22 protein-coding genes and 1 tRNA gene are annotated in these 25,631 nt (G+C 74.0%); 12 read left to right on the top strand and 11 right to left on the bottom strand.

Annotation, left to right across the window (positions count from 1 at the left end):
* Window positions 1-11: 11 nt before the first annotated feature.
* The gene (locus BIU97_RS04720) at window positions 12-962 is read right to left on the bottom strand and encodes an alpha/beta fold hydrolase (RefSeq protein ID WP_071297164.1); all 951 of its coding nucleotides are present in this window, start codon (window positions 960-962) and stop codon (window positions 12-14) included.
* A gap of 65 nt (window positions 963-1,027) precedes the next feature.
* Here BIU97_RS04720 and BIU97_RS04715 point away from each other — a divergent pair, with 65 nt between their 5' ends.
* Entirely contained in the window at window positions 1,028-1,924 is an 897-nt protein-coding gene (locus tag BIU97_RS04715) for a siderophore-interacting protein (protein WP_139195897.1), read from the top strand.
* Window positions 1,921-2,727, top strand: a complete 807-nt coding sequence (locus tag BIU97_RS04710; protein WP_071255981.1) for an ABC transporter ATP-binding protein — start codon at window positions 1,921-1,923, stop codon at window positions 2,725-2,727. Before BIU97_RS04715 ends, BIU97_RS04710 begins: the two co-directional genes overlap by 4 nt.
* 350 nt (window positions 2,728-3,077) lie before the next feature.
* Here BIU97_RS04710 and BIU97_RS04705 read toward each other — a convergent pair whose 3' ends face one another.
* The 5 genes from BIU97_RS04705 to BIU97_RS17960 all read right to left on the bottom strand — a co-directional run bounded on the left by BIU97_RS04705 (window position 3,078) and on the right by BIU97_RS17960 (window position 8,594).
* Window positions 3,078-3,452, bottom strand: coding sequence for a Fe-S oxidoreductase (locus tag BIU97_RS04705; RefSeq protein ID WP_071255979.1), 375 nt, complete (start codon window positions 3,450-3,452; stop codon window positions 3,078-3,080).
* Window positions 3,449-4,852, bottom strand: a complete 1,404-nt coding sequence (locus BIU97_RS04700; RefSeq protein WP_071255975.1) for a dihydrolipoyl dehydrogenase family protein — start codon at window positions 4,850-4,852, stop codon at window positions 3,449-3,451. The genes BIU97_RS04705 and BIU97_RS04700 overlap by 4 nt, the downstream gene beginning before the upstream one ends.
* Window positions 4,853-4,895: 43 nt before the next feature.
* Window positions 4,896-5,717: an arginase family protein gene (locus BIU97_RS04695; RefSeq protein ID WP_071255973.1), complete on the bottom strand. Its 822-nt coding sequence runs from the start codon at window positions 5,715-5,717 to the stop codon at window positions 4,896-4,898.
* Window positions 5,718-5,761: 44 nt separating this feature from the next.
* Window positions 5,762-6,487, bottom strand: coding sequence for a PspA/IM30 family protein (locus BIU97_RS04690; RefSeq protein WP_071255971.1), 726 nt, complete (start codon window positions 6,485-6,487; stop codon window positions 5,762-5,764).
* Window positions 6,488-6,575: 88 nt separating this feature from the next.
* Entirely contained in the window at window positions 6,576-8,594 is a 2,019-nt protein-coding gene (locus BIU97_RS17960) for a TPM domain-containing protein (RefSeq protein ID WP_071255969.1), read from the bottom strand.
* Window positions 8,595-8,802: 208 nt separating this feature from the next.
* Here BIU97_RS17960 and BIU97_RS04680 point away from each other — a divergent pair, with 208 nt between their 5' ends.
* On the top strand, window positions 8,803-9,006 hold the full coding sequence (locus BIU97_RS04680; RefSeq protein WP_071255966.1) for a hypothetical protein: 204 nt from the start codon (window positions 8,803-8,805) through the stop codon (window positions 9,004-9,006).
* Between the two features lie 38 nt (window positions 9,007-9,044).
* Window positions 9,045-9,611 carry a 4'-phosphopantetheinyl transferase family protein gene (locus BIU97_RS04675; protein ID WP_071255963.1) on the top strand — a complete coding sequence of 189 codons (567 nt, stop codon included), beginning with the start codon at window positions 9,045-9,047 and terminating at the stop codon, window positions 9,609-9,611.
* Here BIU97_RS04675 and map read toward each other — a convergent pair.
* Window positions 9,595-10,362 carry a type I methionyl aminopeptidase gene (gene map, locus BIU97_RS04670; RefSeq protein WP_071256474.1) on the bottom strand — a complete coding sequence of 256 codons (768 nt, stop codon included), beginning with the start codon at window positions 10,360-10,362 and terminating at the stop codon, window positions 9,595-9,597. The two genes, BIU97_RS04675 and map, sit on opposite strands and share 17 nt — an antisense overlap.
* A gap of 32 nt (window positions 10,363-10,394) precedes the next feature.
* Here map and BIU97_RS04665 point away from each other — a divergent pair, with 32 nt between their 5' ends.
* The gene (locus BIU97_RS04665) at window positions 10,395-10,667 is read left to right on the top strand and encodes a helix-turn-helix domain-containing protein (protein ID WP_071255959.1); all 273 of its coding nucleotides are present in this window, start codon (window positions 10,395-10,397) and stop codon (window positions 10,665-10,667) included.
* Here BIU97_RS04665 and BIU97_RS04660 read toward each other — a convergent pair.
* From BIU97_RS04660 to BIU97_RS04645, 4 genes are all read right to left on the bottom strand, one after another.
* Window positions 10,664-11,986, bottom strand: coding sequence for a M1 family metallopeptidase (locus tag BIU97_RS04660; protein WP_254782899.1), 1,323 nt, complete (start codon window positions 11,984-11,986; stop codon window positions 10,664-10,666). The genes BIU97_RS04665 and BIU97_RS04660 overlap by 4 nt on opposite strands.
* A 17-nt stretch (window positions 11,987-12,003) precedes the next feature.
* Window positions 12,004-15,885: a Pls/PosA family non-ribosomal peptide synthetase gene (locus BIU97_RS04655; protein ID WP_071255954.1), complete on the bottom strand. Its 3,882-nt coding sequence runs from the start codon at window positions 15,883-15,885 to the stop codon at window positions 12,004-12,006.
* A gap of 151 nt (window positions 15,886-16,036) precedes the next feature.
* Window positions 16,037-16,108 (bottom strand) — tRNA-Arg (locus tag BIU97_RS04650).
* 227 nt (window positions 16,109-16,335) lie between these two features.
* A complete protein-coding gene (locus tag BIU97_RS04645; protein WP_071255953.1) occupies window positions 16,336-16,905 on the bottom strand; it encodes a hypothetical protein in 570 nt (189 codons plus the stop codon).
* Between the two features lie 59 nt (window positions 16,906-16,964).
* On the opposite strand from BIU97_RS04645, the gene argS reads away from it, so the two are divergent.
* The 7 genes from argS to BIU97_RS04610 form a co-directional block, all read left to right on the top strand.
* Window positions 16,965-18,635 (top strand): arginine--tRNA ligase, encoded by a 1,671-nt coding sequence (gene argS, locus BIU97_RS04640; protein ID WP_071255948.1) that lies wholly within the window; start codon window positions 16,965-16,967, stop codon window positions 18,633-18,635.
* A gap of 159 nt (window positions 18,636-18,794) precedes the next feature.
* The gene (locus BIU97_RS04635) at window positions 18,795-19,550 is read left to right on the top strand and encodes an LmeA family phospholipid-binding protein (protein WP_071297163.1); all 756 of its coding nucleotides are present in this window, start codon (window positions 18,795-18,797) and stop codon (window positions 19,548-19,550) included.
* 58 nt (window positions 19,551-19,608) lie between these two features.
* Entirely contained in the window at window positions 19,609-21,099 is a 1,491-nt protein-coding gene (locus BIU97_RS04630; protein ID WP_071297162.1) for a diaminopimelate decarboxylase family protein, read from the top strand.
* Window positions 21,100-21,142: 43 nt separating this feature from the next.
* The gene (locus tag BIU97_RS04625) at window positions 21,143-22,450 is read left to right on the top strand and encodes a homoserine dehydrogenase (RefSeq protein WP_071297161.1); all 1,308 of its coding nucleotides are present in this window, start codon (window positions 21,143-21,145) and stop codon (window positions 22,448-22,450) included.
* A 69-nt stretch (window positions 22,451-22,519) separates the two neighbouring features.
* Window positions 22,520-23,599 carry a threonine synthase gene (gene thrC, locus BIU97_RS04620; RefSeq protein WP_071255939.1) on the top strand — a complete coding sequence of 360 codons (1,080 nt, stop codon included), beginning with the start codon at window positions 22,520-22,522 and terminating at the stop codon, window positions 23,597-23,599.
* 125 nt (window positions 23,600-23,724) lie between these two features.
* Entirely contained in the window at window positions 23,725-24,633 is a 909-nt protein-coding gene (gene thrB, locus BIU97_RS04615) for a homoserine kinase (protein ID WP_254782897.1), read from the top strand.
* A 183-nt stretch (window positions 24,634-24,816) separates the two neighbouring features.
* A partial coding sequence (locus BIU97_RS04610; RefSeq protein ID WP_175472408.1) for a Rho termination factor N-terminal domain-containing protein occupies window positions 24,817-25,631 on the top strand: 815 nt, incomplete at its 3' end.

The raw sequence follows: 25,631 nt of genomic DNA, 5'->3' as shown, positions 1-25,631 counted from the left end.
CTCGCACGAGGTTACCGGCGGTCGGTACCGTCCGGCGACGGTTCCTCGATCGGGTGCAACAATCCGTGCCGCTCGCCCCATGCCCGGATCGCCGCGGCCAGTTCGAGGGGTGCCTGGTTCTGCACGGCGTGCCGCGCGGTGACCGTGACGACCTCGGCGTCCGGCAGGCGCTCGACGAACCCGGCGTGCAGCTTCGGGGACACGTAGCCGCGGTCGCCCCGGACGAGCAGGAGCGGCACGCGGAGCGCCTCGAGGTCCGGCCACGCGTCGGCGAAGCGCCCGACCGACGACGTCCGTCCGGCCGGCAGGTGGGGGAAGTGGTGACGGCGCACGAGCCGCCCGTCGGCACCGAGCCGCGTGGTGTGCCGGGCCTCGCGGAGGAGCACCGAGCGGTCGTCGCCGACCCGCGCCTCGACCGCGCGGTCGACGACCTGCTCGAGCGACTCGAACGCCGGCTCGGTCTCGAGGGCGCGGGCGATCCGGTCCACGGCGCGCTGCGCGAAGTCCGGCGACATGTCGACGAGCACGAGCCCGGTCACCCGCTCCGGTGCCGCCGCCGCGAGTCGCGCGGCGAGGATCGCACCGAGCGAGTGCCCGACGACGACGCCCGGTCCGACACCGAGGGCATCGAGCGCGGCGAGCACGCCCGGCGCCGTGACGGCGGCCCCGTAGTCGGCGTCGTCCCGCCAGCTCGACCGACCGTGGCCCGGCAGGTCGAGGGCGACCGCCGGCTCGCCCAGGGCGAGCGCCGTCTGGTCGAAGCTGTGTGCGTCGATGCCGAGCCCGTGCAGGTAGGTGACCCGGGCCTCCCTCCCGTCCGTCGTGTCCCACCGGATCGCGGACGTCTCCTGTCCGTCGTCGGTGCGGACCAGCTGCCGGGAGGCGCGGAGCGGCTCCGGCACGCCGCTCGCCGCCGCGAGCGTGGCGAGGTCGGCGAATTCGTCGTCGGGGGCATCGGACACGGGGACGATCCTCGCACCGTCGGCACCTCTGGAGACGTTAGGTAAGGCATGCCATACTCGGAGACGTGGCAACCCGGTACCGCGTCTTCCCCGTCCGCGTGGCGGCCGTCACCTCGCTCACCCCGCACTTCGTCCGGGTGACGCTGACGGGCGACGCGCTCGCCGACTTCTCGTCGGTGGGCCTGGACCAGCGGATCAAGATCGTGCTGCCGCTGCCCGACGGCGGCTTCTCCGAACTGCCGGAGGACGACGACTGGTACGCCGCCTGGCGGGCACTGCCCGACGAGGCGCGGAACCCGCTGCGCACCTACACGGTGCGCTCGTTCCGGCCCGACGCCCACGAGCTCGACATCGACTTCGTCGCGCACGGCGACGCCGGCCCCGCCTCGCGCTGGGTGTCGTCCTGCCGTGTCGGCGACGAGATCCGCATCGTCGGGCCGCGCGTGCCCGAGTCGCCTGCCGACCTGCCGACCGGTGCCGCGGAGTTCGCACCAGGCCACGCGAACCGGATCCTGCTCGCCGGTGACGAGACCGCCGCTCCCGCCATCTGCGCCATCCTCGAGGCCCTCGACGTCTCCACCGTCGGTCACGTCTTCATCGAGGTCCCCACCGACGCCGACCGGCTGCCCGTCACCGCGCCCGCCGGGGTCGAGGTCCGCTGGATCGCCCGCAACGGCGCGACGCACGGCGTGCGGATGACCGACCAGGTGCACGCCTGGGCGTCGTCGGTCGCCCCGGCCGCCGCGTGCGCGCCCTCCGCCGAGCTGACCGACGTCGACGTCGACGAGCAGGTCCTGTGGGACGTGCCGCCACCCGCCGAGGAGCGCCCGGTCTACGCGTGGATCGCGGGCGAGGCCGGCTGCGTCAAGGAACTCCGTCGCCACCTGGTGCGCGGCGTCGGCATCGACCGCAAGCAGGTCGCGTTCATGGGCTACTGGCGGCACGGCAAGGCCGAGCATTGACCGCTCCGGGCGGTGCGCCCTCGACCGCCCTCGGTGCGCGCGGCCTGACCCTGGCGTACGACGACCGGGTCGTGGTCGACGCCCTCGACGTCGACGTGCCGGACGGTGAGCTGACCGTCATCGTCGGTCCGAACGCCTGCGGCAAGTCGACGCTGCTGCGGTCCTTCGCCCGCACCCTCAAGCCGACCGCCGGCACGGTGTACCTCGACGGCGTCCCGATCACGTCGCTGCGGCCGAAGGCCGTCGCCCGCCGGATCGGCATGCTGCCCCAGACACCGATCGCCCCGGACGGCATCACCGTGCGCGACCTCGTGTCGCGCGGCCGCTTCCCGCACCAGGACCTGCTGCACCCGTCGTCCGGCTCCGACCGCCGTGCCGTGCTCGCCGCGCTCGAGCAGACGGAGACCGTGGAGCTGGCGGACCGGAGCGTCGACGAGCTGTCCGGCGGCCAGCGCCAGCGGGTGTGGATCGCGATGGTGCTCGCCCAGGAGACCGACATCGTCCTGCTCGACGAGCCGACGACGTTCCTCGACATCGCGCACCAGTACGACGTGCTCGAACTCGCCTCGGCACTGCACGCGGCCGGCCGCACGGTCGTCGCGGTGCTGCACGACCTGAACCAGGCGGCGCGCTACGCCACCCACGTCATCGCCATGCGCCAGGGGTCGATCGTCGCCTCCGGGGCGCCAGCCTCGGTGCTCACCGCCGACCTCGTCGAGGACGTCTTCGGCCTGCCGTGCGTCGTCGTCCCCGACCCGGAGACCGGCACGCCGCTCATCGTCCCGCGCCGCCGCGCGGCCTGACGCGCGGGGCGCGTGCGCGTCGGGCGGGCGGGCCGTCGGGCGGGCGGGCGGGCCGTCGGGCGGGCGGGCCGTCGGGCTGGTCCCCGAGGTCGCACGACGTGCCGCTCGCACGCTCCGGAAGCGGCACGACGTGCGACCTCGGCGCACCGTGCGCGGCGTGTCGTGCGACCCCGGCGTCGGGCCTCTCGCCTGCAGGGACGGCCGCTGCCGACCGCCGTCGCCACGGTGAGATCGCACTACGGGCCGTTTGCACTGGGCGGAAGCGGCACGAAGTGCGACCTCGGCGGTCGGCGTGTGGCGTGTCGTGCGACCTCGGTGGGCCCTGCAGCGCTGCCGCCGCAGGGCCGGAGTCAGCGGTAGCCGCCGTCCTCCAGGCCCGCCTCGACCTCGAACCGGTTGCGGAGCGGGTCGCGCCCGGCCACGGCGTAGAGCACCGGCATGAGCACGCCGTAGCGCCGCCACTGGTCGACGTGCACGCGCTCGTGCCGGAGCACCCGGTCGCCGTCGTTGTCGCGGGTCAGGTAGACCGAGCCGACACAGGTGCCGCCGCGCCGGAAGACCCAGCGCGGCAACCCCGTGCAGACGACGAGGCCGTCGACGACGCGGATCCGGCCGGTGGACAGCGGGACGCCGATCGCCAGGCCGAGCGCCGTCGCGGCGAGCCAGCCGGCGCGCGACACGGGGGAGTCGAGCACCGACCGCCGGACGACGCCGTGGCCGGTCACACCGGGCGGCCGTAGGTCTCGAGCAGGCGGAGCCAGATCTCGTTCATGGTCGGGTAGGCCGGCACGGCGTGCCAGAGCCGGGCGACCGGGACCTCGCCGACGACGGCGACGGTCGCCGCGTGGAGCATCTCGGCGACGTCCTGTCCGACGAAGGTGACCCCGACGACGACCCCGCGGTCCTCGTCGACGACCATCTTGGCGCGTCCGGTGTAGCCGTCGGCCTGCAGCGCGGAGCCCGCGACGCTGCCGAGGTCGTACTCGACGGCGCGGACGTTCAGGCCCTGCTCGCGGGCGGCCCGCTCGGTGAGGCCGACGCTGGCGACCTCCGGGTCGGTGAAGGTGACCTGGGGGACCGCGGCGTGGTCGGCGGTCGCGACGTGCGCGCCCCACGGCTCGGTCTGCAGCGTGGTGCCCTGGAAGCGGGCGGCGATGGCCTCGCCGGCGGCACGGGCCTGGTACTTGCCCTGGTGCGTCAGGAGCGCGCGGTGGTTGGCGTCGCCGACGGCGTAGAGCCAGTCGGTGCCGTGCACGAGCATGGTGTCGTCGACCTCGAGCCAGTCGCCCGCGGTGAGTCCGACCGACTCGAGCCCGAGTTCGGCGGTGTGCGGCGAGCGGCCGGTGGCGGCGAGGACCTCGCTGGTGATGACCGTCGTGCCGTCGTCGAGCGTGGTCGTCACGAGACCGTGCTCGTCGCGGTCGACGCGGACGGGGCTGACGCCGGTGCGGACGTCGACGCCGAGCGCACGCAGGGCGTCGCCGACGAGCTCGCCGGCGAACGGCTCCATGCCGCCGAGCAGGCCGCCGCGTGCCACGAGCGTGACCTTCGCGCCGAGCGAGGCCCAGGCGGTGGCGAGCTCGGAACCGGCGACGCCGCCGCCGATGACGAGCAGGCTCTCCGGGACCTGCTGTGCGCTCGTGCCCTCACGTGTGCCCCACGGCTTCGCGTCGGCGAGGCCGGGCACGTCCGGCAGCGCGTGCAGGGAACCGGTGACGACGGCGACGGCCGCGCGGGCGGTGTGCGTCTCGCCGGCGACCTCGATGGTCTTCGGGCCGGTGATGCGGGCGTGGCCGCGGATCAGGGCGATGCCGGCCGACTCGAGCCAGGAGACCTGTGAGTCGTCCTTCCAGTCCGAGGTGAACGAGTTGCGGCGGGCGAGCACGTGCGCCGCGTCGAGCGTGCCGGTGACCGCCTGTGCGGCACCGTCGAGGCGCTTCGCGGCGGCGAGGGCGTGTCCGCTCCGGAGCAGGGCCTTCGACGGCATGCACGCCCAGTAGGAGCATTCCCCACCGACGAGTTCCGCCTCGACGACGGCGACCGACAGGCCGCGCTTGTGGGCGTAGTCCGCCACGTTCTCGCCGACTGCGCCGGCGCCGATCACGATGAGGTCGTAGTCCGTCATGCCGCCGAGCGTACGCGGGGCGGCATGGGACGGCCCCGGGTGGTCAGCCGATCCGCGCCGCGCTCGTCAGGGCGCCCACGACGCGCAGGATGACGCCGAGGTCGTCGACCGCGCGGTCCGGGTCGACCGGCGCGAAGCCGGTCAGTGCGGCACCGGCGAGACGGCGTCCGCGGGTGGCGGCCTGGATGCGTTCGACGAGGCCCGCACCGTCGAGACCGAAGGGGACGGGTTCGAGCAGTCCGTCGACCTCGGACGGGTCCAGGACGTCGAGGTCCACGTGCACGAACACCGACGACGCGCCGGTGGCGTCGACCGCCGCGCCGAGGGCGTCGGGCGTCGCCGCGTCGACGTCGAGGTGGGCGATGCCGGCCCGGTCGAGGGCGGAGCGCTCGGCGTCCTCGAGGCCGCGGACGCCGGCGAGCACGACGGAGCCGGCCGACGGGCGGGGCAGGCGGGGGAACAGGTCGTCCGGTCGGTCGACGAGGAGCCGCAGGACCGCGGTCTCGGCGGCGACCGGCTGGGCGCGGTTCAGCGGGCGGTAGCCGCTCGACCCGGCGACGCGGACGAACGCGGTGTCGACGTCGAGCGCGACGGTGGCGCCGAGCACGCTCGCGCCGTCGCCCCCGACCACGAGGACGGGCTCGGAGGCGACGCTCGTCTCCTCGGCGACGCGCTCGGCGACGCCGAGGACGGCGGTGTAGCGGGCGACGGCGGTCTCGAGCCGGTCGCCGGCACCCGCCGGGACCTCGACCACCGTCGTCGACGCCCGGGGCAGGTCGGCGGCGATCGCCGATGCCCCGTCGCCCAGCCGCATCGCGCGGGACGACGCCGAACCCTGCCACTGACCGACCACGAGGAAGTGCATCGTCTCAGTCTGTCAGGTGGGGTCCGGCGCCGTCAGGGCGATCGTCAGATGGTCGGCGAGCCGCCCGACTTCAGCGCGGCGAGGCGCGCCTCGACCTCGGCGTCCTTGCCGACGTCCTCGAGGCTCTCGAACTGGGCGTCGAGGCTCGACGACTGCAGCTCCTGCTGGCCGAGGACCTTGGCCTCCTCGCGGCGGACCTTCTCCTCGAAGCGGCCGAGGTCGCTCGTCGGGTCGAGCACGTCGATGTTGCCGAGTGCGTCGTTGACCTTCGACTGCGCCTCGGCGGTCTTGGCACGGGCGACGAGGTTGTCGCGCTTGGCACGGAGCTGCTCGAGCTTCTGCTCCATCCCGGCGAGGCCGGTCTTGAGCTTCTCGACGGCCTCGTTCTGCGAGGCGAGGTTCGGCTCGGCGTCGGAGACCTCCTGCTCGGCGGCGATCTGCTTGCCGATCGCGATCTTGGCGAGGTTGTCGAACTTGTCCGCCTCGGCGGTCTTGCCCTCGGCGCGGTAGCGGTCGGCGGCGCTGGACGCGTTGGCGGCCTTCTGCCCCCACTCGACCGCGGCGCGCTTGTCCTCCTCGTGGTCCTGCTCGAGCAGGCGCACGTTGCCGATGGTCTGCGCGATGGCGGTCTTCGCGTCGGCGATGTTGTTCGTGTAGTCGCGCACGAGCTGGTCCAGCATCTTCTGCGGGTCCTCGGCGTCGTCGATGAGCTGGTTGATGTTCGCCCGCACGAGGGTGGAGATGCGTCCGAAGATCGTCTGCTTGGCCATGTCGTGGTCCTTTCGAGAGAGGTGTGACTGGTGATGGGGCAGGTCGTGGTCTGTGGTGGGGAGGTCGTCGTGGTCGGACTGGGTCGCGTCAGAAGCGTCCGCCGCCGGAGAAGCCGCCGCCCCCGCCGCCCCCGCCGCCCCCGCCGAAGCCTCCGCCGCCGCTGAAGCCTCCGCCGCCGCCGAAGCCGCCGCCCCCGAAGGAGCCGCCGCCGTAGCTGCCGCCGCGGCCGCCGAGGAGTCCGCCGAGCACGATGCCGGTGACGAGGCCGCCGAGCTGCGGGCCGCCGCCGCGACCGCCGAAGCCGCCGCCACCGCCGCCGCCGCCCCAGCCGCCCAGGTCGTCGTTCGCGGCGTCCATCGCCGCGGCGGCGTACTGCTCGGCCGCCCGGGCGGCCTGCAGGGCCTGCCCCGGGTCGGTGGTGGCGAGCTGGACGGCGTCGTCGAGCGCCCGCTCGGCCTCGGAGAGCCGGGTCCTGGCGACCGGTCCGACACCGCCGCGGTGCAGGGAGACGAACTCCCGCGCCTGGCTGATGCGGTTCCGCGCGTCCCGCAGGGCGTCGTCGAGCGCCCGCGCCGCGCGCTGCTGCTGCTCCTGTGCGCCGCGGGCCGCGGCGATCGCACGGTCGATCTCGGTGTTCGCGCGGGTCAGGGCGTCGACCGCGGTGAGCGGGTCGCGTGGGTCGAGGTCCTGCCGCAGCACGGTCTCGGCGGTCGTCACGGCTGCGGCGAGGTCCGGGCCGGCGGGGGACAGGGTGCGCGCTGCCGCGATGTCGCCCTCGATGTCGGCGCGCATCGCGCCGGCGCGTGCGGTCGCCTCGGCGAAGGTGCGCTCGGCGCCGACGGCGCCGTTCGTCAGCTGCTCCACCTGGGCCAGGGCGTGCTGGGCGTCGCGCACGGCGACCACGGCCTCGCCCTTGGCGCCGGAACGGAGTGCCTGGTCCGCCGCGGCGGACCGCTCGGACGCGTAGGCGAGGACCTGCCGGGCCTGGTCGACGTTGTCCGCCACGGTCGCGAGCGTGCGCCCGGTGTAGTCCGAGCGGAGCCGGTCGAGGGCGGCCGCTGCGGTGTCGACCGATGCCGGCGCGGCGGCGACCGCGCGGGTCAGCGCGGCGGCGGCGTCCTCGACGCCGTCCTCGAGGGCGCGGAGCCGGTCGAACGCCTCGGTCTGCTCGTCGATCGCGGCGTGCGCCTGTTCGCAGATCACGATGATCTGGTTCGCCCACTCGGCACGCTGCTGCGGGCTGTCCGGGACCTCGTCGTCGAGTTGCTGCTGGTACGTGAAGGCGGTGCGGACGGACCGCTGCGCGGCTGCGACGGCGTCGGCGAAGGGCTTCGCGGCGTCCGCGCCGAACTGCGCGGTCGCGAACCCGACCTCTTGTTCGGCGGTGCGGAGCTCGTCGTCGATCGTGACGAGCGCGCCGCCCGCGGTCCGCTCGAGGTCGGCCAGCGACGCCTGCTGCGCGCGGGTGGCGGCTGCGGTGCGCCGCTTGTTGCGCGTCCGCACGACGAGCACGACGACGACGAGCCCGACGACGACGACGAGCAGCAGGATCCACAGCCAGGTCAGGTCCGCGGGCGCCTGGGAGTCGGTCAGGCCGCTCGCGAAGGCGGTCGCGGCGCCGGCCCAGTCGTCCTGCTTCAGCGCGGGGAGCAGGTCGTCCTGCACGGCGGTCTGCACGTCGGAGCTGCTGATCGCGGTCTCGTTCGTCTGCTGGACGTCGTAGTCGCGGTCCTGCACGGCGACGGCGAGCAGGATGCTGTCGGACTCGATCTGGTTCCGCTCGAGCACGGCCGTGCCCCACGCCGTGTGGTCGGAGGGGTTCGTGAAGGTCGGGACGAAGACGACGAAGAGCTGCGTGCTGGTGTCGGCGTACAGGTCGGAGACCGCGCGCTCGACCGAGGTCTGCTGTGCGGGGGTGAGCGCGTCGGCCTCGTCGAGGACGTAGGCGCTGCCGATCTCGACGGGTGCGGTGGCGTGCGCGGTCGCGGCGGGCGCCAGGACGACCAGGGTCGCGAGCAGCGCCGCGGTGAGTCGTCCGAGGAGGCGCGCTGTCCCCCTCCGTGTGCTCGTCCCGCCCGTGGTCGATCCGTGTGGGACCGCTCGCATCCGTCCTCCGTCCGTCACCGGTCGACGCCGTCGACGTCGCCAGGAACCGCGCCACCGCAGCGCTTTCGCCCGGAGTCTATCCAGGCCGATCCGAGCGCGGACAGACTCCCGGGCAACCCTGTGGACGAGCGTGATCGTGAGCGTCTTGTCCCCCGGTCCGGGGTATGCTGGGGGATCTGTTCGACGACGAACGGGAAGGGGAACAGCAATGGAGCGCACCACGAGTACCGAGGTCGTCCCGCTCGAGGACGGCTACCACCGCGTGTCGACGCCGGCCACCGGCGTCATCGGCTTCGTGCGCGAGCACGACGGCCGCTACGAGGTCCTGCGCGGACGCGTCCGCCAGGCGACGCGGTCCGAAGGGCTCTACAGCACCATGAACGTCGCGCTCATCGCGCTGACGCACGCCTGAGCGCACGGATGGCCGCTCGGCGGTCGGAGGCTGCCCGCATGGCTGAGCCGCGCCTCCGTGACGTCACGGTGACGCTCCGAGCGCCGGGTCGGGACCGCGACGCCGACCGGGAGGCCCTGGTCGCCGCCGTCGCGTCCGCTGCGGCCGTCGACGTGGACGCGGTGCGCGCGGGGCGCGTCTGTCCGCACTGCGCGGGGACCGACCACGGACGGCCCGTGGCGACGGTGCACGGCACCGACGTCGGGGTGAGCCTGTCGCGCACGACCGGTGTGGTCGCGATCGCCGTCGGCCCCGGACCGCTCGGTGTCGACGTCGAGCGCGCGTCGCGGGTGGCCGCCGCGCCGCTCGACGCCTTCACGGTGCGCGAGCTGGCCGCTGCACGTGGCGACACGACGCAGCTCGCCGCGCTGTGGGCCGTCAAGGAGGCCGTGCTGAAGCGCGACGGTCGGGGGCTGCGCGTCGACCCGCGGAACGTCGAGGTCGACCTCCGCCGCGCCACCGCCGTCCTCGAGGGGACCGAGCACCCGGTGACGGTGTTGTTCCCCGCCGCCGACACGGTGCTCGCGGTGGCGGCGGGCGGGGTCCGCGTCACCGTGGCAGCGTGAGCACCTCGGCGCCGTCCTGGGTGATCGCGATGGTGTGCTCCGTGTGGGCCGTCCGGGCGCCGGTGGCGCTCCGCAGGGTCCAGCCGTCGGCGTCGGTGACGAGCCGGTCGGTGTCCGCCATCACCCAGGGTTCGAGGGCGAGCAGCAGACCCGGCCGCAGGGTGTAGCCGCGGCCGGGGCGACCGGTGTTCGACACGTGCGGGTCCTGGTGCATGGTCGAGCCGATGCCGTGGCCGCCGAACTCGACGTTCACCGGGAAGCCGGCGGACTCGAGGACGGTGCCGATGGCGTGCGACAGGTCGCCGGTGCGCGCGCCGGGTCCGGCCGCGGCGATGCCCGCCGCCAGGGCACGCTCGGTCGCGTCGATGAGTGCGAGGTCCTCGTCGCGCGGGGTGCCGACGACGAAGCTGACGGCGGCGTCGGCCGCGATGCCGTCGAGGGAGACCGCGAGGTCCAGTGTGAGCAGGTCCCCGTCGGCCAGGGCGCGGTCGTGGGGGAGCCCGTGCAGGACGGCGTCGTTGACGGCGGTGCAGATGTGGTGCCCGAAGGGGCCGCGTCCGAACGAGGGGGCGTAGTCGACGTAGCAGGAGTCGGCCCCGGCGTCCTCGATCATGGCCTTCGCCCACCGGTCGACGTCGAGCAGGTTCGTGCCGACCCGGGTGCGTTCGCGGAGGGTCTGCAGGATCGTGCCGACCAGGGCGCCGGTGGCGCGGGCCCGGTCGACCTCGGCCGGGGTGAGGATCTCGATCATCCGGATGATCATACCGGTATTACCATGACGCCATGGTCCGACTGCCCCTCACCCCCGACGAACTCGCCCGCGGTCGCCGACTCGGCGCACTGCTGCGTGCGGCCCGTGGTCCGCGGTCGATCGTCGACACCGCACTGCGGGCGGGCATCTCGCCCGAGACGCTCCGGAAGATCGAGACCGGCCGCATCGCGACGCCGGCGTTCTCGACCATCGCGTCCGTCGCCGGGGTCGTCGGCGTCTCGCTCGACGCCGTGTGGGCCGAGGTCAGCAGCACCCCGACCGACGTCGGGGAACTGGCGGGCTAGCGCGGTCCGACCGCGCCGGGCACTGCCGTCCTGTCGATCCACGGGGCGGTGACCGCGTGCACGGCGTCGGACGTGGTGCCGGCCGCGTGCGCGAACGCGTCGAGGACGTCCGGCACCGTCACCGAGCCGTGCCGGTGCCGTTCGGTGACGCGCCGCAGTCCGGCGAAGAAGGCGTCGTCGCCGAGCGTGCGGCGGACGGCGTGCAGGGCGAGGGCGCCGCGCTTGTAGACGCGGTCGTCGAACATGTCCGCCGCGCCCGGGTCGCCGACCACCAGGTCCTCCGGCTGGTCGAGGAGCCCCTGCCGGTACTGCTCGGCGAGGTCGTCCGCGGTGTCACCGCCGCGCTCCTCGGACCACAGCCACTCGGCGTAGCAGGCGAACCCCTCGTGCAGCCAGATGTCCCGCCACCGGGTGAGGGTCACCGAGTTCCCGAACCACTGGTGCGCGAGCTCGTGCGCGATGAGCCGGTCGGTGCCGTGCTCGCCGTCGACGTGGTTCCGGCCGAACACGGCGAGTCCGTGGGCCTCGAGCGGGATCTCGAGCTCGTCGTCGGTGACCACGACCCCGTACGCCGCGAACGGGTACGGGCCGAAGCGGTCGCCGAACAGCGCGAGCATCTCCGGCACCTGGCCGAAGTCGGTCCGCGCCGCGACCGCCAGGTCGGCCGGGTGGTGCAGGGTCACCGGGACGTCGCCGCCGCGGAGCCGGGTCGTGCGGTACCGACCGATCTGCACGGTCGCCAGGTACGTCGCCATCGGCTCGACCGTCGCGAACGTCCAGCGGGTCCCGGCGCGGTCCCGCTCCTTCGCGAGCAGGTCGCCGTTCGCCACGACGTCGTAGGCGTCCTCGGTGGCGATCTCGAAGCGGTACGTCGCCTTGTCGTCCGGCCGGTCGTTGCAGGGGAACCACGTCGGGGCACCGGTCGGCTGTGCGGCGACGATGACGCCGTCGGTCAGCTCCTCCCACCCGAGGTGCCCCCAGGCGCTCCGCACCGGTCGCGGGGTGCCCCGGTACCGCACGTGCACGGTGAACGCGGCACCCGCCGGGATGGGCCTGTGCGGGGTGACCGTGGTCTTGTGCGTCGCCGTGGCGACCTTCTTCGCGCGGTGCCCGTCGACGTCGACGCGCTCCACGTGCAGCCCGTGCAGGTCGAGGACGACCCGGTCGAGCGGCTCGACCGCCCGCGCCGTGATGGTCGCCGTGGCGTCGAGCCGGTTCGTCGCGACGCGGTAGTCGAGCCGGAGCTCGTAGTGCTCGGCGCTCCACCGACGGTCGCCGCTGTGCGGGGTGTACGGGTCGGTGGTCGCGGAGGTCGGCACGGTGCCAGTCAACCCCATCACGCCGGACGGTCCGCTGCCCAGGGCGCGATCGGGTTGCCGGACCAGCGGGACCCGCCCGGCACCTGCTCGCCCCGCATGACGAGCGAGGCCGGCCCGACCGTCGCCCCGGTGCCGATGCCCGCCGCCGGCAGGACGACGCTGTGCGGTCCGAGTGTCGCGCCGGCGTCGAGCCGGACGGCGTCGAGCTGCATCACCCGGTCGTGGAACAGGTGCGTCTGCACCACGGTGCCCCGCGCCACCGAGGCGCCGGCACCGATCGACACGAGGTCGGCCTCCGGCAACCAGTAGGTCTCGAGCCAGGTCCCTCGGCCGATCGTCGCACCGAGGCTCCGCAGCCAGACGGCCAGCGCGGGGGTGCCGGTTGCCTGCTCGGCGAACCACGGTCGGGCGACGGTCTCGACGAAGGTGTCCTGCACCTCGTTGCGCCACACGAACGACGACCACAGCGGGTGCTCCCTGGCGGTGATCCGGCCGACGAACGCCCACTTCGCGATCGTCGACACCACGGCGGCGACGGCACCGGCGGCGATGAGCACCGGCCCGGCGAGCAGCACCGTCCACCCGATCCCGACGGCCGACCACAGCGCCAGCAGTGCCCCGGCCACGCCGAGCGCGACGGCGGCGGAGACCATCGGGGCGATCAGGCGCAGCAGCTCCCAGCAGCCGCGGGCGACCTTGAGCCGCCTGGACGGGCGGAAGGTCCGCGCCTCGTCGAACTCCGTCGCCGCACGCCGCAGCCGCACCGGCGGGGTCCCGAGCCACGACGACCCGCGCTTGGCCTTCTTCGGTACCGCGGACAGCACCGCCACCAGGGCCTCGCGCGGCACCGAGCGCCCGGCGCCCGTCATCCCGCTGTTGCCGAGGAACGCCCGACGGCCGACCTTCGAGCGCCCGATCCGCACCCGACCGCCGCCGAGCTCGTACGTCGCCACCATCGTGTCGTCGGCCAGGAACGCCCCCGACGCGATCTGCGTCAGCGCCGGGATGAGCAGCACCGTCGAGATCTCGGTGTCCCGACCGACCCGCGCACCGAGCAGCCGCAGCCACACCGGGGTCACGAGCGAGGCGTACAGCGGGAACAGCAGGGTGCGCGCCGCGTCGAGCACCCGCTCGGTCGACCACACCTGCCAGCCGATCCGGGAGCGCACCGGGTGCCGCCCCTCGTGCAGGCCGAGGCCGAGCAGCCGCACCGCGACCACCACCAGCAGCGCGTACACCGCACCGGCGACGACGGTCGCCAGGGGGACCGTCAGCAGCGCGCGGAGCAGCGCGTCGCCCAGGGTCGGCGCCCGCCCGACCAGAGCGACCGCGACGAGCAGTCCGACCGCGACGCCGACCACCGGCAAGCCGGCCACGGCCAGGGACCCGGCCCCGTACGCGAGCAGCCAGCGCCGACGGGCGGCGGGGCGGGCCTCCCGGTCGTCACGGGCCGACCCGACACGCTCCGCCGGCGCCCCTGCCCAGCGTTCGCCCGCCGGGACCGGGCCGCCGACCGCGGAACCGGCGGTGACCTCGGCACCCGCACCCACGTGCGCCCCCGGCAGCAGCGTCGTCCGGCTGCGCACCACGGCGTCCTCGTCGACGCGCACGTGCCCCAGGTGGAACACGTCGCCGTCGAGCCAGTGCCCGGCCAGGTCCACCTCGGGCTCGATCGACGCCCGCCTGCCGATCGTGAGCATCCCCGTCACCGGCGGCAGCGTGTGCAGGTCGACGTCCCGGCCGATCCGCGCACCGAGCGCCCGGGCGTAGTAGCTGATCCACGGGGCGCCCGCCGTCGACGGACCGTCCACCGCCTCGGCGATGCGCTCGGCCAGCCACACCCGCAGGTGCACCGAACCGCCACGCGGGTACGACCCCGGCCGGACCCCGGCGAGCAGCAGCCGCGCCAGCACCACCGTCAGCGCCATCTTGCCGATCGGCGTCACGAACACCAGGAGCGCCAGTACCAGCACCGGCCAGGGCAGCACCGGCAGGAACGGCAGCGTCGTCGCGTGCAGCACCGCCGCCACCAGCGCCGTCCAGGTCAGCACCCGCAGCCCTCGGAGCACCTGCACCGGCAGTCCGAGCAACGTCATCAGCAGGCCCGTCGCCGGGGGGACCGGAGCCACGTCGCGCGACGAGGCCGACACCGGCCCGGACTCGTCGAGCGCCGCCGCCAACGCCCCGATCCGCGGGTGGTCGTACACGTCCGCGACCGTGGTCGTCGGGAACCGCTCCCGGATGGCCGACACGAGCTGCGCCGCCGTCAGCGACCCACCGCCGTGCGCGAAGAAGTCGTCGTCGACGCTCACCACCGGCACCCCGAGGATCGCCGACCACCGCTCGGCGATCCACGCCACCGTGTCCGGCAGCACCGCCGCGTCCGATGCTCCGGGCAACGGCCACGGCAGCGCCGCGCGGTCGACCTTGCCCGACGTCCGCGTCGGCAGCGACTCCACCACCGCGACCAGCGGCACCAGGGCGGCCGGCAGCTCCTCGCGCAACCGGGCGTTCGCTGCGGCCACGTCCACCGTCGCGCCGGCCACCGGGGCGACGTAGCCGACCAGCACCTGGTTGCCCGCGGGGGTCCGCTGCACCACCGCGGCTCCACCCGCCACGTCGTCCAGGGCCTGCAGCGCCGCGTCGACCTCGCCGAGCTCGATCCGCCGGCCACCGAGCTTCACCTGGTCGTCCGCACGCCCCTGGAACACCAGCCCCTCGGGCTCGTACCGCACCAGGTCCCCACTCCGGTACGCCCGCTCCCACCCGAGCTCGGGGAACGGTGCGTACTTCTCGGCGTCCTTCGCCGGGTCCAGGTACCGCCCCAGCCCGACACCACCGATCACCAGCTCCCCGACACCACCGGGCGCAACACGGGCCCCCGACGCATCGACGACGGCCAGGTCCCACCCGTCCAGCGGCAGCCCGATCCGCACCGGTGACCCGCCGTCCACCAGCGCGCCGCACGCGACGACGGTGGCCTCGGTCGGACCGTACGTGTTCCAGAGCTCCCGATCGCGCGAGGCGATGCGCGCCGCCAGCTCCGGCGGGCACGCCTCGCCACCGAAGATCACGAGCCGCACCTGCTCCAGCGCGTCGTCCGGCCACAACGCCGCCAGCGTGGGCACCGTCGACACCACCGTGATGGTGTGCGCGATGAGCCACGGCCCGAGGTCCACCCCCGTCCGCACCAACGACCGCGGCGCCGGCACCAGCGCCGCGCCGTGCCCCCACGCCAGCCACATCTCCTCGCACGACGCGTCGAACGCCACGCTCAGCCCCGCCAGCACCCGGTCACCCGGACCGATCGGCGCCGTCTGCAGGAACATCCGGGCCTCGGCGTCCACGAACGCCGCAGCACTGCGGTGGGTGACCGCCACGCCCTTCGGCACACCCGTCGACCCGGACGTGAAGATGATCCACGCGTCGTCGGTCTCGCGGGGGAGTCCGGCGCTCGCCGCAGGGTCCGTCACCGGCAGCTCGGCGCCGGCACGGTCCCGCAGGACGCCGCCCGCACCGATCACGCCGACGACACCGGCCTCGCCGAACACCAGGGTGGCGCGTTCCTCGGGGTCGTCGGCGTCGACCGGCACGTACGCCGCCCCGGCGGCGAGCACGGCGAGGATCGACAGGTACAGGTCGCGCCCACCGGAGGGGATCCGCACCCCGACCCGGTCACCCCGCCGGACGCCCCGCCGGGCCAGGTCGTCGGCCCGATCGTGCACGGTGCGGAGCAGGGCGGCGTAGTCGAGAGTGCCGTCGGGGTCCTCGAGCGCGGTGGCGTCGGGGTGCGCGGCGGCCGTCGCGGCGAGGACGTCGAGCAGGGTGCGGGGCGCGGGCGCATGGGCCGCGCGCGCGAGCTCCTGCTGCACGGTGCCGGCGGGGGCGTCGGGGGTCATCGTGCTCGTTTCCCGGTCGCGTGCGGGACGACCGGCCCAGGAGCGTAGTGACCCGAGGTGACGCGCAGGGAAACACGGGGTGTCACGACGATGCGTGGCTCGGTGGCACGACGAGCCGGCGGGATGCGCAGCCGCGAGAGGAAGAGAAGTGTGCCCCCAGGAGGATTCGAACCTCCGCCCCTGCCTCCGGAGGGCAGTGCTCTATCCCCTGAGCTATGGGGGCCGAGGGGTGTCACCAACCGTAGCAGGTCCCGGGAGCGCTTCCGGACAGCGCGTGTCGCGTGCGGCGCAGGACGGGGCAGGTGACGGACGGGAGGCCCGTGGCGGCCTGGCACTGCGCCTCCCGTCCGTCGCCTCCCGCTGCGCCCTGCCCGCAGTTCCCAGCCCGCTGCGCCCTGCCCGTTGCTCGCCGGCCGCTGCCGTCGGTGTCCGCAGCGTGGACGCCGCCCGTCAGCCCGCCGGCGTGGCGGAGGCGGACGCCTGCAGGGCGGAGCGGGCGGCGTCGATGACGGGCTGGGCGCCTCCCGGCTCGGTGAAGAGCGTCGACTGCGCGGTGATCCAGTACGGGTCGGCGAACGCGTCGGCCCGACCGACCCCGTCGGCGAACGAGAAGTAGCCCTCGACCCGGTAGGTCGGCACGGAACCGCCGCGCTCGAACAGGGCGTCCTTCAGGTTCGTGAGCGACTTTTCAGGCAGGTCGGCGACGGCCAGCGTGATCGTCGTGGCGTCGTCGCCCGTACTGCGGAACTGGCAGACGCGACCGCGCTGGGCGGCGATCGTCGCGGCCGGGGTCCGCGCGGCCGGTCGGTACGACTCGTCGAGCGCGAAGGTCTCGCCGTAGACGGACAGGGCGGCGGTCGGCAGGAGGGCGGCGCAGGACTGCGACACCGGCGTCCCGACCGGGGTCGCGCTGGCCGACGGAGCGCGGTCCCCGCCGCCCGAGCAGCCCGTCAGCACGAGCGCGGCGACGGAGGCGGCGACGGCGAGGGTGATCGCCCGGGCACGGCTACGGGTCGTCATCCCGACATGATGGTGCATCGTCCGGCGTGCACCTGGGTGTCCCGGTAGACTCGTCCGCCGTGACTCCTGCCGAACTCTCCGCCGCGTACCTGTCGATCCTGACCGGGATCGTCGAGCGACGAGGCGCGTCCGAGACCGTGACGATCGGGGAGTCCCACGTGGCGCTCGAGCGGCCGAAGAACCGGGCGCACGGCGACTGGGCGTCGAACGCCGCCATGCAGCTCGCGAAGCGGCTCGGTACGAACCCCCGCGACCTCGCGACCGAGATCGCGGGCGAGCTGACCGAGCTCGACGGCGTGGCCTCGGTGGACATCGCCGGCCCGGGCTTCATCAACATCACGCTCGACGCGGCGGCTGCGGGGGAGATCGCCCGCACGATCGTCGACGGCGGCGAGTCCTTCGGGCACGGCGACCTGTACGACGGCGTCCGCATCGACCTGGAGTTCGTGTCCGCGAACCCGACCGGCCCCATCCACATGGGCGGCGTGCGTTGGGCGGCCGTCGGCGACTCGCTGGCCCGCGTGTTCCAGGCGCAGGGCGGCCTGGTCACCCGGGAGTACTACTTCAACGACCACGGCGCGCAGATCGACCGCTTCGCCCGGTCGCTCGTCGCGAGCGCGCTCGGCGAGCCGACCCCGGAGGACGGCTACGGCGGCGCCTACATCGCCGAGATCGCCGCCCGTGTCATCGCGACGCTGCCCGCTGGCACCGACGTCAGCGACATGCCGCGCGACGAGGCGCAGGAGCTCTTCCGCCGCGAGGGCGTCGACTTCATGTTCGCCGACATCAAGTCGTCGCTGCACGACTTCGGCGTGGACTTCGACGTCTACTTCCACGAGAACGCCCTGCACGAGTCGAAGGCGGTCGACCGCGCGATCGAGCGGCTGCGGTCGCTCGGCATGATGTACGAGGCCGAGGGGGCGCTCTGGCTCCGCACGACCGACTTCGGCGACGACCGCGACCGCGTCGTCATCAAGTCCGACGGGGAGCCCGCGTACATCGCCGGCGACCTGGCGTACTACCTCGACAAGCGCGAGCGCGGGTTCGAGCGCAACCTCATCATGCTCGGCGCCGACCACCACGGCTACGTCGGCCGCATGATGGCGATGTGCGCCGCGTTCGGTGACGAGCCCGGCAAGAACCTCGAGATCCTCATCGGGCAGATGGTCAACCTGCTCAAGGACGGGCAGCCGTTCCGGATGTCGAAGCGCAACGGCACGATCGTGTCGATGGAGGACCTCGTCGACGCTGTCGGCGTGGACGCCGGCCGCTACGCCCTCGTACGGTTCGCGAGCGACACCTCGATCGACATCGACCTCGACCTGCTCACCAAGCGCACGAACGACAACCCTGTCTTCTACGTGCAGTACGCCCACGCCCGCACGCAGTCGGTCGCGCGCAACGCCGCTGCCGCCGGGGTCGACCGCTCCGCCTTCGACGCCTCGCTGCTGACGCACGAGTCCGAGGGCGCGCTGCTCGGGGCCCTCGCCGAGTACCCGCGCGTGGTGCGCCAGGCCGCCGAACTGCGCGAGCCGCACCGCATCGCCCGGTACATCGAGCAGCTCGCCGGGCTCTACCACCGCTGGTACGACTCCTGCCGCGTGACGCCCCTCGGCGACGAGCCGGTGACCGACCTGCACCGCACCCGCCTCTGGGTGAACGACGCCACCGGCCAGGTCGTGCGCAACGGCCTCGGGCTGCTCGGCGTGAGCGCCCCCTCGCGCATGTAGCGCGGCGCGCAGGAACCAGGTTCCGGCGCGGCGCGCAGGAACCAGGTTCCGGACACAGCACCGCAGCTTCCCGCGGTGCTGTGTCCGTCCCACGGTGTGCACGACCGCCACCCCGCGCCTCCCGGCGGGCTGCCGGGAGCGCCTGGCAGGGTGGGACGCATGTCCGCCGCCACCGAGACCCCCCGGAAACGCCGTCGCTGGCCCGTCGTCCTCGTCGTGGTGCTCGTCGTGCTCGCCGGGCTCGTCGTCGTCGCCGAGTTCGTGCTCCGCGGGGTCGTCGACCGCATCATCGCCGAGCAGGTCGAGCAGGCGCTGCCCGACGGCACGACCGGCCAGGTGGACGCCCACGCCGACGGCGTCGTCATCCCGCAGCTCCTCCGCGGCACGCTCGACCGGGTGGAGATCTCGTCGTCGAAGCTCACCGTCGACGGCGTCCCGCTCGCCGCCGAGGTCACCGCCGAGGACGTCCCGGTCGACGGGAAGGGCGACGTGCACGACGTCGACGGACACGTCACGCTCGCGGCGTCGAGCATCAAGGCCCTGGCGAAGTACAGCCCGCTGTTCGACCGGATGACCCTGGTGGACGGCGGCGTCGAGCTCTCCGGCTCGACGGCCGTGCTCGGCTACGACATCACCTACGCCGCCCGCGGCCAGGTCGTCGCGCAGGACGACGGCAAGGGCGTCACGATCACGCCGAAGACGGTGCGCATCACGAACTCGGCCCTCGGCCTGCAACTCGAGAAGATCCCCGGCGTCACGAACGTGCCCGTGCAGGTGTGCACGGCGACGTTCCTGCCGGAGGCGCTCCGCGTCCGCTCCTTCGACGTCTCGCAGCGGCAGGCCACGGTGCGCATCACCGCCGACGCCCTGCCCCTCACCGAGCAGGGGCTCCGCACCGTCGGCAGCTGCGGCTGACGACGCGGTTCCGTCACACGACGAGGAGGCGCGGCTCGGCTCGCTAGGATCGGGTCCCGTGAGCGAGAACCCCCTTGCCCCGCAGCGACTGCGGTTCCCGACGGACGCCTCCGAACTGGTGGACCGCATCTGGCCCGCGTCCGCCACGCGGACGGACGACGGCACGCTGGTCGTGGGCGGTGTCACCGCGACGGACCTCGTCGCGCAGTTCGGTACGCCGCTCTACGTGGTCGACGAGCGCGACGTGCAGTCCCGCGCCGTGCGGGTCCGCGACGCCTTCGCCGAGGCCTTCGGCCGGATCGGCACCCGGGCACACGTCTACTACGCCGGCAAGGCCTTCCTGACGACGCAGGTCGTGGCGTGGATGGCCGAGGCCGACCTCCGGGTCGACGTCTGCACCGGTGGCGAGCTCGCGGTCGCCCTGGCCGGCGGCATCGACGCGGCCCGGCTCGGGTTCCACGGCAACGACAAGTCGGACGCCGAGATCGCCCGAGCTGTCGAGGTCGGCGTCGGCACCATCGTGCTCGACAGCCACGAGGAGGTGCAGCGCGTCGCCCGCGCCGCCGCCGACGCCGGGGTCGTGCAGCGCGTCCGCATCCGGATCAACAGCGGGGTGCACGCCTCGACCCACGAGTACCTCGCCACGGCGCGCGAGGACCAGAAGTTCGGCATCCCGCTGTCCGAGGCCGTCGCCGCTGCCGAGGCCGTCCGCGCCGAGCCCTCGCTCGCGTTCGTCGGCCTGCACTCGCACATCGGGTCGCAGATCTTCGACGAGTCGGGCTTCCGCGAGGCCGCACGGCGCCTCGTGGACGTGCACGCCACGCTGGTCGCGTCCGGCCCGGTGCCGGAGCTCAACCTCGGCGGCGGCTGGGGCATCGACTACACCGAGGCCGACGCGGCCTTCGCGCCGGAGGACGTCGCCGAGGCACTCGCCACGATCGTCGCTGAAGCGTGCGCCGAACGCGACATCCCGGTGCCGGAGATCGCGGTCGAGCCCGGCCGCTACATCGTCGGCCCGGCCGGCATCACGCTGTACTCCGTCGGCACGATCAAGCCCGTGACGCTGGAGCTCGAGCCGCCCGTGTCCGACGGGACCGAGCAGGTGCTCGCGACCGAGGGCCACGCCCTCGCCGCCGACGCGCCGACCGATCACGCCGCGACCCGCACCTACGTCTCGGTCGACGGCGGGATGAGCGACAACGCCCGCCCCGCCCTGTACGGCGCCGACTACACGGCCCGGCTCGCCCGGGCGTCCGAGGCGCCGGCGGTGCTCACCCGGGTCGTCGGCAAGCACTGCGAGAGCGGCGACGTCGTGGTGCAGGACGAGTACCTGCCCGGCGACGTGCAGCGCGGCGACCTGCTCGCCGTCGCCGCCACCGGTGCGTACTGCTGGGCGCTCTCGAGCAACTACAACCACGTCGGACGCCCGCCGGTCGTCGCGGTCGCCGACGGCGCAGCCCGTATCCTCGTGCGGGGCGAGTCGATCGACGACCTCCTCGCCCGTGACACCGGGGTCGTGCCCGTGCCCCTCGACGGCAGCGGCCACTGACCCCCGACCCGACGGGCCGCGGCCCGATGACAGGAACCACCAGATGATCGAATACCGCAACGTCCGCGTCGCGCTGCTCGGAGCCGGCTCGGTCGGATCCCAGGTCGCGCGGCTCCTCCTCGAGCACGGTGACGAGCTCGCCTCACGCGCGGGTGCCGGGCTCGAGCTCGTCGGGATCGCCGTGCGGGACGTCGACGCCGCGCGCGACGTCGACCTGCCGAAGGACCTCTTCACCACCGACGCCGAGTCGCTCATCCTCGGCGCCGACATCGTCGTGGAGCTCATCGGCGGCATCGAGCCGGCGCGCACGCTCGTCCTGCAGGCGCTGCAGTCCGGGGCCGACGTCGTCACCGGCAACAAGGCGCTCCTCGCGACCCACGGTCCGGAGCTGTTCGCCGCGGCCGAGCAGGTCGGCGCGCAGCTGTACTACGAGGCGGCCGTCGCCGGGGCGATCCCGATCATCCGTCCGCTGCACGACTCGCTCGCGGGCGACCGCATCGAGCGGATCATGGGCATCGTCAACGGCACCACGAACTTCATCCTCGACCTGATGGACCGCGAGGGCGCCACGTTCGAGGACGCCCTGGCGACCGCGACCGAGCTCGGGTACGCCGAGGCCGACCCGACGGCCGACGTCGAGGGCTACGACGCCGCGCAGAAGGCCGCGATCCTGGCGTCGCTGGCGTTCCACACCTCGGTGCCGCTCGCCGCCGTGCACCGCGAGGGCATCACCCACGTGACCATCGACCAGGTCCGCGCCGCCCGCAAGGCCGGCTACGTCGTGAAGATCCTCGCGACCGCGGAGCGCCTGACCGACGCGGACGGCCGCGAGGGCGTCAGCGCCCGCGTCTACCCCGCGCTCGTCCCCGTGTCGCACCCGCTCGCGAGCGTGCACGGCGCGAAGAACGCCGTCTTCGTCGAGGCCGAGGCCGCCGGCGACCTCATGTTCTACGGCGCCGGTGCCGGCGGCGTCGAGACGGCCTCGGCCGTGCTCGGCGACCTCGTGTCCGCCGCCCGTCGGCACGTCATCGGCGGCCCCGGCGTCGCCGAGTCGACGCAGTCGGCGCTGCCGGTCTTCCCGATCGGCACGGTGCGCACCCGCTACCAGATCGCCCTGCAGGTCGCCGACGCCCCCGGCGTGCTGTCGACCGTCGCCGGGGTGCTCGCGAAGCACGGCGTGAGCGTCGAGACCGTCGAGCAGACGACCGAGGGCGCCGCGGAGCAGACCGCCGCGCTCGTCATCGGGACCCACCTGGCCCGGGAGTCGGACCTGGCGGACACCGTCGCGGCCCTCCGCGGCGAGGACGTCGTCCTGGACGTGACCAGTGTCCTGCGCTTCGTCGGCGCCTGACGCACCACGGGCCTCCCGACCGACCCGCACCACCACCAGACCGACCCACCGGACAGAGAGAGAAGCCTGATGGCCCACCAGTGGCAGGGTGTCCTGCGCGAGTACGCCGACCGACTCGACGTGACGGCGGCGACGCCGATCGTCACCCTCGGCGAGGGCGGCACGCCCCTCATCCCGGCCCGTCGACTGTCCGAGCGCACCGGCGCCCAGGTCTACGTCAAGTTCGAGGGCATGAACCCGACCGGGTCCTTCAAGGACCGCGGCATGACGATGGCGATCTCGAAGGCCGTCGAGCACGGCGCGAAGGCCGTCATCTGTGCTTCGACGGGCAACACGAGCGCCTCGGCCGCCGCGTACGCGACCCACGCCGGCATCACCGCAGCGGTGCTCGTCCCCGAGGGCAAGATCGCCATGGGCAAGCTCAGCCAGGCCGTCGCCCACGACGCCCAGCTGCTGCAGGTGCAGGGCAACTTCGACGACTGCCTCGACATCGCCCGCGACCTGGCGGCGAACTACCCGGTGCACCTCGTCAACTCGGTCAACAACGACCGCATCGAGGGGCAGAAGACCGCCGCGTTCGAGGTCGTCGACGTCCTCGGCGACGCGCCGGACTTCCACTTCCTGCCCGTCGGCAACGCGGGCAACTACACCGCGTACTCGCGCGGCTACCGCGAGGACGTCGCCGCCGGTCGCAGCACGAAGCTGCCCCGCATGTTCGGCTTCCAGGCTGCCGGCTCCGCCCCGATCGTCCGCGGTGAGGTCGTCAAGAACCCGGACACCATCGCGTCGGCGATCCGCATCGGCAACCCGGCGTCGTGGAAGTACGCGCTCGAGGCCCGCGACGAGACCGACGGCTACTTCGGTGCGATCTCCGACGAGGCGATCCTCGCGGCGCACCACATCCTGTCCGCCGAGGTCGGCGTCTTCGTCGAGCCGGCATCGGCCATCGGTGTCGCCGGGCTGCTCGAGCGCGCCGACGCGGGCGCCGTGCCGAAGGGCGCCACGGTCGTCATCACGGTGACCGGCCACGGCCTGAAGGACCCGCAGTGGGCACTCCGCACGCAGGACGGCGGCGAGGTCACCCCGACGAGCGTGCCGGTCGACACGAAGTCGATCGCCGACGTGCTCGGACTGGTCAGCGAGCAGTGAGCGCCGACCGCTCGTCCGGACCGGGGGAGGGCGTCGCCGCCCACAGTGCTGCACCGGCCGGACGGGTGGTCAGTGCCGGTCCCGCCGCCGGTCCCCTGCCTGCCGGGCGCGCGGTCCGCGTGCGCGTGCCGGCGACGTCGGCGAACCTCGGCCCGGGGTTCGACTCGCTCGGGCTCGCGTTGTCGCTGTACGACGAGGTCACGGTCAGCGTGCGCCGCGAGCCCGGATCGACCGTCACGGTCGAGGGGGTCGGCGCCGGCGAGGTCCCGACGGACGACACGAACCTCGTCGTCCGCGCCGTGCGCCGCGGCCTCGAGCACGCGGGCGTGCCGCAGCCCGGCCTCGAGCTGCACGCGACGAACGCGATCCCGCACGGCCGCGGCCTCGGGTCGTCGGCCGCGGCGATCGTCGCCGGGCTGATGGCGGCCCGCGGACTCCTCGAGGGCGTCGTCGACCTCGACGCGTCGACGCTGCTCGCCCTCGCCACCGAGATGGAGGGGCACCCCGACAACGTTGCGCCCGCGCTCTTCGGCGGTCTCACGATCGCGTGGATGACCGCCGACGGGCCGGCGTACAAGCGGCTCCTCGTGCACCGCGGTGTCGCGCCGGTGGTGTTCGTACCGACGTCGACCCTGTCGACGAAGCTCGCACGGTCCCTGCAGCCGGAGCACGTCCCGCACGCCGACGCCGCGTTCAACGTCTCGCGCTCGGCCCTGCTCGTCGCGGCGCTCATCCAGAGCCCGGAGCTGCTGCTCGCCGCCACCGAGGACCGACTGCACCAGTCGTACCGGGCGAGCGCGATGCCGGAGACGGACGTGCTCATCGGGGTGCTGCGGCAGCACGGTCTCGCCGCCGTGGTCTCCGGTGCCGGCCCGAGTCTGCTCGTGCTCGGCAGCGACCCGGCGCAGCGCCTGACGGCCGCCGACCTGGTCGACCGACACGCGCAGAGCGACTGGCGGGCGCTCATGCTGGCCGTCGATCTGGGTGGTGCTACAGTGGGGGCGCACTCGGCGCTCGAAGCCGAACCCGCGTAACCGCACGGATCGCCCCGTCCCCCTGGACAGCTCCTGCGACGTCGCAGGGTCCGGTGCGCGGGGGCACATCTCTTTCTGATCACCGAATCCCGGTCCGTCGTCTGAACGGCGGTCGACGCACACCCGTGCGTCCGGGACGGTGGAAACTCTCCGCGTTCTGCGGTTCGAAAGGAAACACCGACCGTGACCGACAACAACTCCGCCCAGGTGGAGATCCCCGCCGACCTGCGCGCCCTCCGGCTCCCGGAGCTCCAGCGCATCGCCTCCTCGCTCGGCATCACCGGGCTCTCGAAGCTCCGCAAGGGCGACCTCATCGCCTCGATCGAGGACAAGCGCCCCGTCGCCGACGAGACCCCGGCCGCCCCGGCGACCACGCAGCCGACGCTGCCCGAGCCGACCGCCGACGCGACGCCCGCCGCGTCCACCCCGGCCACCGACGCGCCCGTCGCCGACGCCACCGACGCTCCCGCCGCCGACGCCTCGGCCGCGCCGTCGCGTGCCCGTCGCTCGCGCCGTGCCTCGTCGGGCGGCACCGTGAACGCCGCGCCGACCTCGGCCGCCGAGCACACGAACCACGCGCACACCGGTACCGAGGACCTGCTCGCGGGCCTCGACCAGGTGCGCGCCGAGAAGGACGCACAGGAAGCAGCGCAAGCCGGTGGCCAGCGCCGCGGGCGCGGTCAGCGCGGTGCCGACCAGCAGGCCCAGGCCGCTGCCCAACCGGAGCAGCAGGGCCAGCAGTCGCCGACGTCGGCTGACCAGGCGGAGCAGTCCGGCGCCGAGACCGGCGACCAGCAGGACCAGAACGGCGAGCAGCAGGACCAGAACGGCGAGCAGGGCGAGGGCGGCCAGCGCCGCGGTCGTCGCAGCCGCGGACGCGGTCGCGGCCGTGGGCAGAACGCCGAGAACGGCGAGCAGCAGAACACCGACCAGGGCGCCGGTCAGCAGAACGGTGGCCAGCAGAACGGCGGCCAGCAGAAGCAGGACGACCGCGCCGA

Origin of the sequence: Curtobacterium sp. MCBA15_009, assembly GCF_001864895.1 — a bacterium.
GTDB lineage: Bacteria > Actinomycetota > Actinomycetes > Actinomycetales > Microbacteriaceae > Curtobacterium.
Note: the sequence above shows the minus strand (reverse complement) of the source record. Positions and strands in the feature narration are given on the sequence as shown.